Below are 14,695 nucleotides of genomic sequence, written 5' to 3' on the forward strand. Positions count from 1 at the left end.
TACCCCCCTAAAAAAATCATATGCTAAAGGGATATATTCGTTTTACTCTATATCATCTAAATCAATCGTTGTTGTGTACGGATCGCTATCAAAAGAAATTAGAACGTCCAACTCTAACTCGAGTTCTTCGTCCATATACTCAATGCCCACGACTGTTTCCGCCCCTTCTATTTCTCCACCGGGCTGAACATCCCTTTGTCCAGTACCCAGATCAACATCTTCGACCATACTGACGCGTTCCGTTTCCACTCCGTCTTGGTAAGCAGTAAAGCTAAATGTCATATGTGGCGAAGCGTTTTCATCGGAATCATTCACCCAATCATACTCGATAACAAGGGCATCCTCGCCATCATAACTGGAACCTAATCTATAATCTTGAACGGTCAAGGTGTAATCATCAATCTCCATTGGTTCACCTTCGACGATCTCTGCGGTGTCATCTTCATCTATTGCGTCCTCTGCTGATGATGCTGGAAGCGTGTAAAAATCCTCAAAAATAATCTCCCCTTGCATAATATCATCGTTTTCAATGTATTCACCATTTTGACCGTATTTTTCTTGGACATCATCTGATTGAGATTCTGAAAAATACCCCAAAGTAACTCCAACTTCGTCGTCGCTAAAACCACTAACGTCTATATCTTGGTCGAACCAACCATCTTCAACAATTACGCTCCCCTCTTTTTCATCACCTGTGTTATTGACGCCAGCAACCCTATATTCAATCTCCGTTCCATCCATAAAGTTTGTTTCGCCTTCAACAATAATGCTATCGTCTCTCATCCCACTTTGAGGCTCAAAGTCTATATCATGCATTTCTGTCTCTTCTTCATTTTCTCCATTGCCCTCATCCTCGTCTCCATCGTTTTCTTCAGCTTCCGCTTCATCAGAGCTGCTTTCTTCTCCTTCGCCGTTACAAGCCGACAGAACCAACAATGATCCGATTCCCAAAGCTACTAAATATTTTTTCATAAATTTTAACCCCCTAATAATTTCATACCAATACATAATAATGGAAATGGTTCTAAAAGTCTAGCTATTTGTGCTTATCTCCTCAAATAGTTTCTCTAAACGCTTTCTTTTCTTTAACTCATATATTAGTGAAGACATCAATGTCTATGTATTATCCATCTTAGCCTCATGTTCTTTTACTCTAAAATCGAGTAGGAAGCTAATCATTAATTGATTAGCCGACCTCTCACACCACCGTACATACGGACCCGTATACGGCGGTTCAATAGTTTGAGTGTGCTTTTTCGAGGCGTTGATCCAAGTCTTTTGGACCGACTTTCTCAAGGATTTTGTTATTGATGGCTCTGTAGAGGATATGGCTACAGGCAATACGCCAGTGGCCTTTGCGTGTATTCGCCTTAAATAGTCTTGAATAATTAGGTGCTGCTGAATAGATAAAAATTCCCTTATTAACAAGGATTTTCGCTGTTTTTGTCGAAGTGAAGTGCACGGAAAAGTATACTAGGAGACGAAAAAACCTTGCACCTGGAGGACGGAATCATGTATGACCATTCGGAACATCAAATGCTTTTACCTAATGACTTTTTTCTACCATTCGGAGGTAAACTGAATCCGGATAACCGTTGGGTTGTGCTGGCAAGCATGATCCCTTGGTGGAAAGTAGAAGAAGCCTATATGGAAACCCTGAAAGACCTGACCCAAGGGAACCAAGCGTATTCGGTCCGAATGGCTCTGGGTGCTTTGATTATCAAGGAAAAACTAGGCACGAGTGATCGCGAAACCGTTGAACAGATCGTCGAGAATCCGTATCTTCAATACTTCCTTGGACTGCCCGAATTCACGGAAACAGCGCCTTTCGACGCTTCTTCCATAACGCACTTTCGCAAACGTATTTCCCGTGAGATGATCGATCAAGTCAATGTGTGGATCGTGGAAGGCCAGCAATCCCAAACAGATGGTGACGATGATGACGACGATGATGATCACCACAATACGCCATCGACCTCTGCGCCCTCTGATGAAAAAGAGGAGAAGAAAGACGCCCCGAGAACACATCAAGGGAAGCTTTTGATCGATGCTACGTGTGCGCCCGCGGATATCACATACCCAACGGACTTGAAACTTTTGAATGAATCCCGTGAAAAGTTGGAAGCGATGATTGACGCGTTGCATGAACCGTTTCGCGGAACACAGAAGAAGCCTCGAACCTATCGGAATCAAGCCCGACAGTCATACCTGTCCATTGCTAAGCAGAAAAGCCCGAAACGCAAAAAGGTACGGAAAGCGATTCGCAAGCAGCTGGCTTACGTGAAACGAGATCTCAACCATCTGGAAAAGCTGTCCCGTCCATCCGGGATCGAACGCCTAAGCAGCAAGCAGTATCGTGAACTTCTTGTCATTCAGGAATTGTATCGCCAGCAAAGACAGATGTTTGAATCCAAGACCAACCGCATTGACGACCGGATCGTTAACATTCATCAACCCCATGTTCGGCCAATTGTTCGTGGCAAAGCCCATATGAACGTAGAGTTTGGCGCCAAGTTGTCCATGAGTCTGGTAGACGGATGGGCGTTTCTCGACAACTTGCAGTGGGATGCTTATCACGAAGCCGCTGATCTCCCGGGTGCTGTAGAAGCATATGTGCAACGTGCGGGAGCCTATCCTGAGGCTGTTTTGGCGGACAAGATTTATCTCACACGCGAGAACCGAAAGTACTGCAAAGAACGCGGGATTCGTCTCACAGGCCCTAAGCTGGGTCGTCCTCCTAAAAAAGAATCCAAAGAGCAGAAACAGATCGAAAAGCAGGATGCCGCAGACCGAAATGCCATCGAAGGGAAATTCGGTGAAGGAAAGCGCACCTATGGCCTCGGTCTTATTCGAGCATGCCTTCGGAACACCAGTGAAACGGTGATTTCCCTTCAAGTGCTCGTCATGAATCTCTCGAAAGCCCTTCGGGAGTATTCTTTTTTTATTTTTTTCATGTATTTGGATGCGGGCATTCAATATTCAAAAGGCAGCCCCGAGATTGCTTGAATGAACGCTAGGTTGTTCAGCAACCCCTAATTATATTTTTTATTTTCACTATCATCTTGCAGTGAATGAAATACCTCACTCATTAGAGCAAAGCCACAGGCGACAAACGTAATACGTTTGATCGTGTAGGCCTCCGGCGGCTCAAAAACTAGTTTTCAAGACTTTCTACTCTCCCCAGGGGGCAAGTCGGCAACCTTAAAGTTTGTGCTTTTCTTCCTCAACAATCGCGCTTCTATTCCGAATGATCGTTATTAAAGATAAGAAACCGATTGTAGTATAGTAAAGAAATTGGGAAAAAATACTGAAAAGTACAGAGTACAGTAGCAACACAATCGATCATCATACGATTACAACAGGTAGTAAAATCTCTATTCAGGAATAAAACTAAAACCATTAAAAATGGCCAATCAGAAAATAAATTCTGATTGACCTCATAATACGAATGGCCCTTTTCTAGAAGGCTACATAAATAGGGTTTGCTGAAACGAAAAAATTCTTTCTGTTGCAAGGGGGTTCCCCTGATGTGTAAAAAGAGAAATGCAAGGAAAAATGGCCGCTCACGGCTAAACCTTTGCACCTTATGATCAACATGCGAGGGATGGCGCTGCAATGGCGAGACTCCAGCGGAAAAACGGACGAGCCAAGACCCCGCAGCGCTGATCTTGCGCGAGGAGGCTTGGCCGTTCGTCCGCGGAAAGCGAAGCCATGGAAGCGACATCCCGCCCTTGCGATCAAGTTGTTCAGCAGCCTCTAAATATACGTGCATAATTCGTGTTGGCTTTAAAGGATTATTTACCATCAGTTCTTGGCAATGGATAGAAACCGGCATTAAATTGTTCCCATAATTTAGGTGGTAAATCATGTTTATTTTCTCTATTAGGATCAAATACTGAAATGATATCGTTCTCTTTATCATTTTGAATTTTATTAATGAAATTATGATCTAATAGAATTTCCCTACCTAAGGCTAATAATTCAACATTTTTTGATTCTACAGCTTCTAGTGCTTGTTCAACAGTAAATATTGATCCAATACCAACTAATGGCATACGACCGTCAATCCATTGATGAAGTAATTTAATTCTTTCTTCGCCTTGATACCTACCTTCACGAGTTTTAGCGTTTACATCCATTAGTGAAACATGTAAATAATCTAACGGTTTTTCAATTAAATTTTTCACCAATTCTTCGGTGATTTCCATCGTTATACCTGGCGTTTCTGCTTCTTCTGGTGAAAATCTATAACCAACGATGAAATTCTCATCTGCATGAGCTTTAATCGTATGAACAACCTCATCTACAACTTTCATTGGGAATTTTAATCTATTTTCTCCCCACTCATCATCACGACGATTATAATATGGTGAAACAAATTGTTGTATTAGATAATGGTTTGCGCCATGGATTTCTACACCATCAAACCCTGCTTCGATAACTCTACGTGTTGCCTCACCAAATGCTGTAATTGTTTGTTCAATTTCTTCGTGAGTCATTTCTCGAGCATGATGTTCTTCTTTTTCATCGAAACTTTGTAAAGTTATAGGGCTTGGAGCAGCTACATCTCCATTTGGTGTTAAATATGGTAGTGACTGTGCCCCACCATGATGTATTTGTACAATAGCTTTCGCTCCATTTTTCTTCATAGCTTTCGCTAGTCGTTTCAAACCATCAAGGTCTGAATCATGTGCAACGGAAGGTTGACCAGGAAATGCTTTTCCTAAATCAGTCACATTACTAGCTGCAGAAATAGCTAATCCTACATCTTTAGAACGTTGTTCCACATAATTAATTTCCACATCAGAAATTGTGCCATCGTCGTTAGAAGATACATGGGTGAGTGGTGCTAAGACAAATCTATTTCTTAATTCTACCTTGTTGGGTAATGTTACTTTTTCAAATAATGATTCAAACTTCTCATCCATTGCTACAATGCCTCCTATAAATTTACATGTATCCTCAACCGTGTTTTTTATATGCATGCTGCATACATATAAATTAAAGGTATAGTTTCTCTATGTCAAGTCAAAGTATCCTTTCTTAGATGGGAACTTTGACTGACTAGACATTTTTATAACACTTCTGTCAACTGCTTTATTAATCGTTCAACATTAACCGTAGAAAGAGATGATTGTAGTATTTCATGGAAAGCGACTAAACTTCCTTTTAGTTTCTTCTCACCTAAGTCGGTTAGGCGAGTATAGGTGCCCCTGCGGTCATCTGTACAAACTTGCTTTTCTAGTGCACCACAGCTACTCGCTTCCATATTACCTACTATCCTGGAAAGCGCACTCTGACTTAAACCTATTATCTCTTGCAATTGCTGTAATCTGAGCTTTTTGCCAGGTGCTTTAGAAAGATAGTAGAGCACGTAGAATTCTTTTAAAGATAAGTTGTACTCTGCTTGCAGGACATCTTCCATCTCTTTTTTTATTTTATTTTGTACCGCATCTATAGCTAGCCAATGATCCATGAAATCATGATTAATATTCATGATATTCCACCTATTCTATATTATAAGTTCTACTTTTTATTATATCGCTCTAATGCTTCAAAGACTAGATAAAACTCTAACATTACTCGGACAGCCTTAATGGTGATCTTTTATCTTAGGGCAAAACTGGTTTGTCAACGCTCAAAGAATGGGAATGAATGACTGATGTTAAAGATCTAATTAGGGGCTGCTGAAATGAAAAAATTCTTTCTGTTGCAAGGGGTTTCCCCTGATGTGTAGAAAGAGAAATGCAAGGAAAAATGGCCGCTCACGGCTAAACCTTTGCACCTTATGATCAACATGCGAGGGATGGCGCTGCAATGGCGAAGACTCCAGCGGAAAAACGGACGAGCCAAGACCCCGCAGCGCTGATCTTGCGCGAGGAGGCTTGGCCGTTCGTCCGCGGAAAGCGAAGCCATGGAAGCGACATCCCGCCCTTGCGATCAAGTTGTTCAGCAGCCTCTAATTAAAGCGATGAATTATGTTGGATACAGCATACTCCACTCTCAGTAAAAATCAATATATTCGTTTTTTATGTTTGTTCGTCAGCATAATTAGTTACATGTGGCGGGTCAAAATTGTCATTATCTCTAAGGTAATAATCAATGTCACGGTACATATCTCTTAATTCCTTAACTAACTTATCTCTTTTTTCATCATTATCAATGTTATTTTTTAAATCCAAAGTCATTTCATGAATTTCTTCAAAATCTTTTTTTAAGTTGTCATTCTCCACTTTATCAATTAGAACAGGAATACAGTCCTCGATGATTCTTTCTCGTTCTGTTACTGGTTCACAATCCAAATCCCTTTCCACATCATTTTTTAATTTCTGCAAATTATACTCCTCATCATCATATCCATACGAATCATAAGCCGTCATATCGGCATGATTATCTCTCACAAAGTAAGAGATGGAAGGGTGCTCAATATTATTTTTGTCTATACTAGGGTCATATGCCCTGAATTCTTGTTCCGGTTCTTTTTCCCGCGTATCTTCAACCTCCTTTAATTTCTCTTTTTGTTCTTCAACTGCTTGGGCTGATTCTTTTTCTTGATAACTTAAACTATCGGATTCTTCCGTTGCTCCAGAGCAAGCTGATAATAATAATAAAGTGACCGTTCCGAAATAAATTATGTGCTTTTTAACTTTAATCCCCTCCTCGTACTAAAATAAATACAGTTGATTAACAAGGGCATAACCCTTGGGATATCAAGCTTTATTGCTCTTTGAAAACTGAATCAGAAATTGTTCGTTACTCAATTTCCTACTCTTTTTTCTCCCTTTTATCCCTTAACTACTGAACAGCTGCAGCGGGAATGCAGTCAAGGGCGCGCGATAGCGCGGGCGTAGCCTTTACCCTTGACGGAATGGACGATGCAGCTATCATCCTTCAAGGGATAAAAGGGTAGAGCGATTCAAAAGGATTGCAGGATCTAAGGAGTTTCTTGATAATATCGGTTGGATATAGGGGAAGTGCGACGCCTCCTTGTTGCACATTTTGCATGTGAACTTCTCCTTAAGAGTGCGCCCCCTCCTCTTCCGGTACTTCTAACGCGCAGTTTGTTCCTTTGAGTTCTAGTATCAGCGAGGTTGTTGATCCGGTTGAGGCTCTGGGAACTCCTATATCTTGCAATCATAAATTTCTTTTAGGTGGTGATTCACTTGAACCAGCTTTTTTGTGGCATTGATATTGGACTCAAGACCTTCCAATTTTATGCCATGGATCAAGATGGGAAAGCGGTGGGAAAACCCAAACGCTACCCCAACAATCAGACAGGTGCTGACCAATTGGTTGACCATCTCGATGAACTGTTGGAGCAACAAGGCTCCCCCGCCCTCTCTATTGGCATGGAAGCGACCGGTCTGTATTGGTTCCCTCTATTTCACACGCTTCAAGAAAATGAGCGAATCAAACAGTGGGAAACCCGGCTCATTTCCATGAACCCAAAGATCGTGGAGGCCTTCCGCGGCGCTTATCCCGATGTGGATAAAACCGATCCCGTGGATGCATTCATTATTGCGGATCGGGTTCGGTTTGGACGGGGGATCGCTCCCCAACACGTTCATAGTGAACAATATCTGGCCCTCCAACGACTCACACGGTTTTATATTCACCTGACCGAGCAACAGACCAACCTGAAGAATTATGCAGGATCCTTCCTGTATCTCACCTTCAGTGAATGGGTCAGAACCCAGCCGTTCTCTGATCGCTTCAGCGTGACGGCAACCAAGCTGATGAAAAAATACAAATCAGCAGATGCCATGGCTGATCTTACAACCGATGAGCTTCGTGAACTGCTGGTAGACTTTAGCCGCAATTCCTTTCGTGATCCGGAAGAGAAGGCCAGGCAGCTTCATCAGTTAGCCCAGGATTCCTTTACTATCCCGGATGGGTTAGTGGATTCCGTTCACCTATTGGTCAAGCAAACGCTGCAACAACTCGAGTTGCTTGAAAAGCACATCAAGCGCCTGAAAAAACGGATTGAGAAGATCATGAAGGGAATCCAGCATCCTTTCGATTCCCGGCATTGGATCTGTCACGGCTGCTTTATTGATCGCCGAGATCGGAGATGTGCACCGATTCCCCGGTCAAGCTCAGCTAGCCAAATATGCCGGCCTGACATGGAGGAAACAAGCGTCCGGCAACTTCCGTGCTGAAGAAACATTTATGACCAAATCAGGCAACAGCTACCTGAGACACGGTTTTTTAATAGCCGCTCAATCCCTCGTCAACCATAACGAGGAATATCGCGCCTATTACCAGCGGAAGTTCAGTGAAGCCCCTCGCCATTCACACAAACGAGCGCTGTCGCTCACAGCCCGTAAGCTCGTGCGTCTCGTATATGCCATGCTCTCAAATAATCAACTTTACATGGCCCCTGAGGAGCGCACCGAGCAAAAGCAGGAGGTGAAAGAGTCAACGGAGGCTCCTGATGAGTCCGTCGTCGGTGAAACACCTGTTACGCAGCAACCCAATAGCTCTGAAAGCTCTGAACACAAAAAAGTGAAGAGCACGGCTGCTGCAAGGTCGTCATCGCGACAAAAAGAACTCAATGGGTCCAAAAGCCCACCGGAACAATACGCAGTCAACACGTAACTCTTCACTTGCCTTCAATCTAAACAGTTTCAGCATTGAAGTCAAGCGCATGTGAACTGACAATCGTTCCTTTTATAGCCTTTACTACCTTTGTTTTCCAATAACAAAATGAAGGCTTGTTAGGTATACCCAAAATTCGCTGACATGGCATCACTCCTTCAATTGACTCGGTAAATTCTTTTAAAAAATTACTTGACTTTTACCGCAGTCTTTTTTCGGTATCTACTATTAATCAGGAATCACTTTGTCCATTCTCCGATTGACTCTCAGCATAATGGGTTACATCCATCGAACCCCATGTTTCATTCCCTAAAAAATAATAATCAAGATCGGCATATATGTCCCTCAACTTTCTAACTAAATGATCACGTTCTTCATCGTTCTCTACATTCTCTTTTAGTTCATAGGTGATATAAAAAATATCTTCAAGGTCTTTTTTAAGTACATCATCATCCGTGTTCACATAGGCTTCCGGTATATCTTCTTTAATATTTGATTCTGCCCTATCCTTTAAATTTTCAACGTTGTAAGGACGATCATCATAACCATTTTCATTGTAACCGTTCATAATCTGATGACCTCTGTGAATTAAAGCAAAAACGCTATCAGGTTCTTCGCCTGCATCATTTTCAGGTTTAAAATCATGATCCTCATTTGCTTCGGCAAGCGCATCTTGGAAAACTTTTTTTGCATCTTCATCCCTTTGTTCAACTTGGTCATTTTCGGTTGTTTCTTGATCATTTGATTCTTCTCCTGAATCACAAGCAGAAACAATCAAACATGAAATCAATCCTATACAAGTGCCAATTGTTTTCATTTTTTGCCTCCATTCAGCACCATTAATCCAGACCACCTCATTAAATAAAGATAGATACAAATAATTGAAATCCATTCCCTTTAGCCCGCCGTCGATAATAATCTTAATGAAAAATATTGTAAAATTGTAACTCCTAAACATATTTATGGTCTATTAAATCTCTATTTCTACCTCAACGTCTTCTCCGAGCGGCTCCCCGTGTATATCCACAGGGCTCTCGACCTCAAATTCTATAGCGTTAATATCTTTTATATCAGACTCTTCGATTTCATAGGACACTGAAACCAACGCATCTGAAATTTGCATCGTCAATGGCATAATCTTACTGCTATACATTTCAGACGTTTCAATATGTTCGCGCGTATCCGTCGTTACGGACATAAAATCGATATCAAAATCTATAGTCTCATGGTAATCCTCACCTTTATTATCCGGAATATTTAGATCCATGATCAAGCTAATAAATTCTCTTTCCTCATCCATTAATTCGTTCTCATCTTTATTAAACCTTCCTTGCACCAGTTGAACTTTTTCAATCGATAAAGACATATCGCCAATGTCAAAAGAATCAGCATCTGTTGTTTCGTCGATTAAATAAAATTCACCAAGAGCCCCCCAGTGACCTTCTTCTAAACCACGACCGATGAACGGTGTCTCTTCGTCATCTTCAGTAATATCTCCACTGTATTCACTATCTTCACTACAGGCATTTAATAATACTATCATGCCAATACAAAAAGTTCTAAGTATGTATTTGTACTTCATATCTCTCCAACCACACCTTATTAGTCCATTAAATTTCTCATCCTCCGTACATGATGCTGGGATGTGGATGTAGTAAATTTTAGAGAAGTAATTTGTTAGAAAGGAGATTATTCTTTTCCCTTACGTCCCGATTATTGATTTTTTGTCATAAAACATTTATTTTTTATTCATGTTACGTGCATGCCTATTTTACTACACTAATCCATTTTAAGTCATCCGTATCCATGAAAAAAGATAGGCAATCGCCTACCTCCACGCCACAAAATTGGTCGATTTTAGTCCGGTTTTAGTTTGCGGTCCATTGGAATTGCCCCCACATGCGACAAACATAACACGATTCTTGCCAAGAGGTCTTTGTGTACCGTGTCAAGGCATATTCAGCATTCCCATTTGCACATAAAAGCTGACAAATCTATGACATGCCTATTTAGGACCAAATTCGAAATGTTATATTATGTATGGAGAAACCATTAGTATCTATTTGAATTAAGGAGTGGGTTTTCTGTGAATAAATTATTAATGATTTTTGGTAGCTCAGTCATGCTACTTGCTGCTTGCGGCGGAGAAGAAGCAACGGATGAAGGAGATGAAGCTGAAGGAGATCAAGAATTTACATTGGAAGAACTTGGAGAATATGATGGGCAAGATGGAAACGATGCTTATGTAGCAGTTGATGGAGTCGTTTACGACGTTACAGATGTTGAAGAATGGGCGGGTGGAGAACACGCCCCCGCTGGTGGATTAGAGGCTGGTGATGACCACACAGAAGAAATTGAAGAAGCTCCACATGGGACTGATGTATTAGAAGACTTACCAACTGTTGGTACACTTGAAGAATAATAAGGATTAGTTGCGAGGTTTACCCTTTGGATAAGATGATTCCAAAGGGTATTTTTTAGGGAATGTTCCGCAATTACGCCCATTGTATTATGAGTGCAATCAAAATGCTCAATGAAGCGAATATTGCGCCCGAGCACGGAACCAATGGTTTGCACAACCCCCAACCGCTGGTATTGTTGAACTGTCAATTCCCCGATGTTGCTTCTTTGGTATATTCCTTTCTTTTTAAATCTTCTTCATTTAATGATATTTTCTCTTCGCTAAATGCTGTATCTTCCTGTCTTACATATCTGAATTTCCATACAATAATGATCATTATGGATAACAAACCAACGGTGGCTATTCCATATATAGATTGAATCGCAACGGCAAAAGACGATTGTATGGCTTGCAGCATTTCGGGAAACCTATCTGCTGCTGCAACGGCCGCACCTACGTTTTCCATAGCCGTATTTGCGATGTCCGAAGGTACTTCTGCCGGGATCGAACTCGCTAATGACCTACGGTACACAAGCATGCCTATACTTCCAATAAAAGCAATACTCAGTGCGCTACCGAGTCCGGTGCAGACATCGCTCATCGCCGAAGCAGTGCCGGCACGTTCTTTCGAGACACTGGACATAATTTGCTCACTGCTTATCGTCATCGTAGGTCCTGCGCCCAACGCAAGAAGTGATACCCCGGTAATCAGAATCACTGGTCCCGCATCATGTACAGAGAACACGACCAGTAATGAGCCACCTGCCGCAACGATAAGGCCGGACACCATGGCGTATGCAGGACGCATCCATCGCATGAGTACCGGTGATATTAAAGTGCCTGCCATCGACAAAAGTGCAGGGATGATCAGCAAAAGTCCTGCCTCTGTTGAAGAAAGCCCTAAAACGGACTGCAAATGTTGCGCAAAAAGCATATCTGTACCAACAGTGGCAAGTAATGTAAGCATCACAACAATCAATGAAACAGAAAAAGTGGGGATCCGAAACAGGCGCAAATCCAGTAATGGATCTTCCGAGTTCCTCTGTCGCTTAATAAATAGAAATCCGAGCGCTATACCAATCGCTATCGATCCACCGTACAGCATGTCAAAACCATTGTTCGCCATTTCTTGCAAACCGAAAACTAAGATTGCCAATGCGAATGAAGACAACAGGACACTGACAACATCCAATCGTTTTGTATTCTTGTCGCGATACTCAGGAAGAAGGGGCGATGTTGCGATCAGTACGATGGCAACCGGAACATTAATGAGAAATACCGCCCCCACCAAAAATAATCCAAGAGCAAACCGCCCATCGGAGGTCCTAAGGCCATGCCCGCAGAGAATGCACTGAGATTAATCGCTATGGCTACTGAGAATTGTTTCGGTTCTGGAAACATACTCCGTAATAATGACATCGTGGACGGCATCACCGTAGCAGTAGCTATCCCAAGAAGTGCTCGTATAGCAATCAACAGCCAAGCAGCCGTTGAAAATGCCGCCATAAGAGAAGCTAACCCATATACCGATATACCAATGATGAGCAGACGCCTTCTCCCGATTTTGTCCCCCAGACGTCCCATTGTCAGTACAAACCCTACGGTCAGCAATTCACCAATATGAATAATCCAAAGCATTTGTGTGGCGCTCGGTGTCAAATCAGCAGCAATTGAGGGCATGGCGAGAAACAGAACGGTCACATCTGTAGCGAGCATGAAAACCGCCAAACTCAAAGCGCCTAAACCAAACCACTCGCGCCATGTTGCCCCGGGGGCTGCATCAACGTTTTTGTTATGCTCTATGTTCTTCATATCTAATCACCTACCAATGTCATGTTGTAATGGTTGAACCGCTGCTAGCATTTGCTCGCCAAATGTCGTGCTTTCGTTAAGCCCTCTTCAATAATAGTTTCGGAGCGATCCGGAAACTCATGATGCCCTTCTATGACCACTGTATCGATATCCGTAATGCCAAAGAATGCAAATTGTGTCTTCATAAAACTTACCGCCATTTCAAATGGATCATTTTCTGCGTAAACACCGCCTCGTGCATTCAACAACACAATTTTCTTACCCGTCAGTAATCCGACATCACCTTCCTCGGTATACTTGAACGTTTTCCCAGGATAATGAAGTTGATCCATAAAGGTGTGCAAGATCGCGGGGATAGTTAAATTCCAAAGTGGAAATCCAAATACGACCCGATCGGCGTTTATAAATTGTTCCAAATAAAATTCAGACAGCTCCTCTGATTTGTTCCGACTCGGAAAAAAGTCTCCCGAAACCTTGGTGCTATGGCCATCAATCATCTGGGAACCAAGATACGGCAATGGCTGTTCATATAAATCAATGTCATGAACCTCTTCATCGGGATGGATTTCAGTGAAACACGCTCGAAAAGTTTCATACAACTTCATACTTACCGAATCTCTCGAGCTTCGGTCACTTGCTTTTACAAATAATGTCGTTGACATCTGCAACGCCTCCTTGTTTTTTCATCATTTATCGTCTACTTTTACTGTACGGATTTTGCTGTCCCGGCGCCTCGTACGGCTGTCTGAACTTTCCATACAAAAAAGGCCTTATCATTGATAAGACCTTTTCTTGGACCATTGTCGTATGTTGTTTTTCGACCCTCTGTTGAACCCAAATCGTTTCCAATTTTACATTCGAGCATACATAGAACTGCCATTATGCCCTCGGCATTCCCATGCAATCAGCCATCACTCAATCAACCTCATATTCTTTTTGATCTTGAAAAATATTTACGCCTAATTCTTCCAAAATTTCTATCGCTGATTCGACCGGCAGTTTAGGAAGATTAAATTCATGATCGATGACGCTCCGGATCTCGTAACGATCCGTTAAAACCCTTTTTTCAACCTCCCCGTCACTATAGCGGATACTTAATACGTTATTGACCAAAGACAGCGAACGTTTTTGACTCAATTGCCAGATTTGACAGCGTAAGGCAGATGTAAATGGACCATTATACTGGAAATATTCCCGTATTGCCGATTGAAAATCATCAAATTGATACGTTTTATTTGTGTCAAAGGACCAATCCATGTCAGCGAGAAGCTTGCCATCCACATATCGGTAATATTTATACGCTCCGTGCTCATTACCCTGTCGAATTCTCACCTCAATCCCTCCATATTGAGAAACATTTCTAGAGTCTGTCTCTAATCGAATAGGTTCAAAAAAGGGCGAACCGTTCCCAACATCAACATACAGTTCTTCCCCTTCATTTGGAAGTCGAACAAGCAAAGCTACATGTCCCCCACCCAGGAAAGTGTACCGGCTATGAAAACCAAGCTGCTTTAACAATTGATGAAGGCTGCTGTTCAACATATAACACGTGCCACCCATGTGATACTGAAACAACTGATTTACAAACCTTTTTTCATCTTGCACAAGCTTTCCTTTTTCATGGTATTCCTTGTAATGCAGCATTGTACTGATATTCTCAAAAGGTATTCGGTTCAAATGAGCGGTGCTAATTTCTTTTAAATACGAATAGGAGGTTTCTCTAACCGGGACTTGAATATAGTGTAAATAATCCATTGCCCATTGTGGTAATTGTTTTTGAGTCATCGTCTATCTTCTCCCCTCTAATGGACTTTTCTTTTGCAGAAATAACACCGTTTGAGTTTTCTTCATGAGTCAACCACCGAGAAAACCGCCTTCAAGTTT

Annotated in this window: 14 protein-coding genes and 1 pseudogene; 6 read left to right on the forward strand and 9 right to left on the reverse strand. The window is 42.0% G+C overall.

Translation table 11 applies throughout. The annotated features are described in order from the left end of the window. Positions 1–42: 42 nt before the first annotated feature. A complete protein-coding gene (locus tag EPH95_RS05530) occupies positions 43–972 on the reverse strand; it encodes a DUF5067 domain-containing protein (protein WP_142088020.1) in 930 nt (309 codons plus the stop codon). A gap of 540 nt (positions 973–1,512) precedes the next feature. On the opposite strand from EPH95_RS05530, the gene EPH95_RS05535 reads away from it, so the two are divergent. Both EPH95_RS05535 and EPH95_RS18675 read left to right on the forward strand, forming a co-directional pair. Beyond that, the gene (locus EPH95_RS05535) at positions 1,513–3,006 is read left to right on the forward strand and encodes an IS5 family transposase (protein WP_142088022.1); all 1,494 of its coding nucleotides are present in this window, start codon (positions 1,513–1,515) and stop codon (positions 3,004–3,006) included. 580 nt (positions 3,007–3,586) lie between these two features. Then, positions 3,587–3,760 (forward strand): hypothetical protein, encoded by a 174-nt coding sequence (locus tag EPH95_RS18675; RefSeq protein ID WP_160141627.1) that lies wholly within the window; start codon positions 3,587–3,589, stop codon positions 3,758–3,760. Positions 3,761–3,794: 34 nt separating this feature from the next. Here the strand turns inward: EPH95_RS18675 and EPH95_RS05540 are convergent, their stop codons facing one another. Together EPH95_RS05540 and EPH95_RS05545 are read right to left on the reverse strand one after the other, a co-directional pair. Continuing rightward, positions 3,795–4,928, reverse strand: coding sequence for an NADH-dependent flavin oxidoreductase (locus EPH95_RS05540; protein ID WP_142088024.1), 1,134 nt, complete (start codon positions 4,926–4,928; stop codon positions 3,795–3,797). 146 nt (positions 4,929–5,074) lie between these two features. Further along, the gene (locus EPH95_RS05545; RefSeq protein WP_142088025.1) at positions 5,075–5,497 is read right to left on the reverse strand and encodes a MarR family winged helix-turn-helix transcriptional regulator; all 423 of its coding nucleotides are present in this window, start codon (positions 5,495–5,497) and stop codon (positions 5,075–5,077) included. 320 nt (positions 5,498–5,817) lie between these two features. On the opposite strand from EPH95_RS05545, the gene EPH95_RS18680 reads away from it, so the two are divergent. After that, entirely contained in the window at positions 5,818–5,967 is a 150-nt protein-coding gene (locus EPH95_RS18680) for a hypothetical protein (RefSeq protein WP_160141628.1), read from the forward strand. A 62-nt stretch (positions 5,968–6,029) separates the two neighbouring features. Here EPH95_RS18680 and EPH95_RS05550 read toward each other — a convergent pair whose 3' ends face one another. Then, the gene (locus EPH95_RS05550) at positions 6,030–6,401 is read right to left on the reverse strand and encodes a hypothetical protein (protein ID WP_160141629.1); all 372 of its coding nucleotides are present in this window, start codon (positions 6,399–6,401) and stop codon (positions 6,030–6,032) included. A 762-nt stretch (positions 6,402–7,163) separates the two neighbouring features. On the opposite strand from EPH95_RS05550, the gene EPH95_RS05555 reads away from it, so the two are divergent. After that, entirely contained in the window at positions 7,164–8,159 is a 996-nt protein-coding gene (locus tag EPH95_RS05555) for an IS110 family transposase (protein WP_142088028.1), read from the forward strand. Beyond that, on the forward strand, positions 8,053–8,598 hold the full coding sequence (locus EPH95_RS05560) for a transposase (RefSeq protein WP_227003880.1): 546 nt from the start codon (positions 8,053–8,055) through the stop codon (positions 8,596–8,598). Before EPH95_RS05555 ends, EPH95_RS05560 begins: the two co-directional genes overlap by 107 nt. Positions 8,599–8,830: 232 nt before the next feature. On the opposite strand, the gene EPH95_RS05565 is transcribed toward EPH95_RS05560, so the two are convergent. Together EPH95_RS05565 and EPH95_RS05570 are read right to left on the reverse strand one after the other, a co-directional pair. Next, positions 8,831–9,415: a hypothetical protein gene (locus EPH95_RS05565; RefSeq protein WP_142088032.1), complete on the reverse strand. Its 585-nt coding sequence runs from the start codon at positions 9,413–9,415 to the stop codon at positions 8,831–8,833. 153 nt (positions 9,416–9,568) lie between these two features. Then, entirely contained in the window at positions 9,569–10,141 is a 573-nt protein-coding gene (locus EPH95_RS05570; RefSeq protein WP_160141630.1) for a hypothetical protein, read from the reverse strand. A gap of 543 nt (positions 10,142–10,684) precedes the next feature. On the opposite strand from EPH95_RS05570, the gene EPH95_RS05575 reads away from it, so the two are divergent. Beyond that, the gene (locus EPH95_RS05575) at positions 10,685–11,020 is read left to right on the forward strand and encodes a cytochrome b5 domain-containing protein (protein WP_227004060.1); all 336 of its coding nucleotides are present in this window, start codon (positions 10,685–10,687) and stop codon (positions 11,018–11,020) included. Positions 11,021–11,204: 184 nt separating this feature from the next. Here the strand turns inward: EPH95_RS05575 and EPH95_RS05580 are convergent. The 3 genes and pseudogenes from EPH95_RS05580 to EPH95_RS05595 form a co-directional block, all read right to left on the reverse strand. Then, positions 11,205–12,811: pseudogene (locus tag EPH95_RS05580) on the reverse strand (MFS transporter). Between the two features lie 44 nt (positions 12,812–12,855). Continuing rightward, the gene (locus EPH95_RS05590) at positions 12,856–13,473 is read right to left on the reverse strand and encodes an FMN-dependent NADH-azoreductase (protein WP_142088039.1); all 618 of its coding nucleotides are present in this window, start codon (positions 13,471–13,473) and stop codon (positions 12,856–12,858) included. Between the two features lie 253 nt (positions 13,474–13,726). Beyond that, entirely contained in the window at positions 13,727–14,596 is an 870-nt protein-coding gene (locus EPH95_RS05595; protein WP_142088041.1) for an arylamine N-acetyltransferase, read from the reverse strand. Between the last annotated feature and the right edge of the window lie 99 nt (positions 14,597–14,695).

Origin of the sequence: Salicibibacter halophilus (assembly GCF_006740705.1) — a bacterium.
Classification (GTDB): Bacteria; Bacillota; Bacilli; order Bacillales; family Marinococcaceae; genus Salicibibacter; species Salicibibacter halophilus.

What these genes read in the sequence shown, in the direction of transcription:
- EPH95_RS05565 (WP_142088032.1), bottom strand. Translation starts at nt 9,415, where the DNA reads ATGAAAACAATTGGCACTTGTATAGGATTGATTTCATGTTTGATTGTT.
- EPH95_RS05595 (WP_142088041.1), bottom strand. Translation starts at nt 14,596, where the DNA reads ATGACTCAAAAACAATTACCACAATGGGCAATGGATTATTTACACTAT.
- EPH95_RS05540 (WP_142088024.1), bottom strand. Translation starts at nt 4,928, where the DNA reads ATGGATGAGAAGTTTGAATCATTATTTGAAAAAGTAACATTACCCAAC.
- EPH95_RS18680 (WP_160141628.1), top strand. Translation starts at nt 5,818, where the DNA reads ATGGCGAAGACTCCAGCGGAAAAACGGACGAGCCAAGACCCCGCAGCG.
- EPH95_RS05545 (WP_142088025.1), bottom strand. Translation starts at nt 5,497, where the DNA reads ATGAATATTAATCATGATTTCATGGATCATTGGCTAGCTATAGATGCG.
- EPH95_RS05570 (WP_160141630.1), bottom strand. Translation starts at nt 10,141, where the DNA reads ATGATAGTATTATTAAATGCCTGTAGTGAAGATAGTGAATACAGTGGA.
- EPH95_RS18675 (WP_160141627.1), top strand. Translation starts at nt 3,587, where the DNA reads ATGATCAACATGCGAGGGATGGCGCTGCAATGGCGAGACTCCAGCGGA.
- EPH95_RS05535 (WP_142088022.1), top strand. Translation starts at nt 1,513, where the DNA reads ATGTATGACCATTCGGAACATCAAATGCTTTTACCTAATGACTTTTTT.
- EPH95_RS05590 (WP_142088039.1), bottom strand. Translation starts at nt 13,473, where the DNA reads ATGTCAACGACATTATTTGTAAAAGCAAGTGACCGAAGCTCGAGAGAT.
- EPH95_RS05530 (WP_142088020.1), bottom strand. Translation starts at nt 972, where the DNA reads ATGAAAAAATATTTAGTAGCTTTGGGAATCGGATCATTGTTGGTTCTG.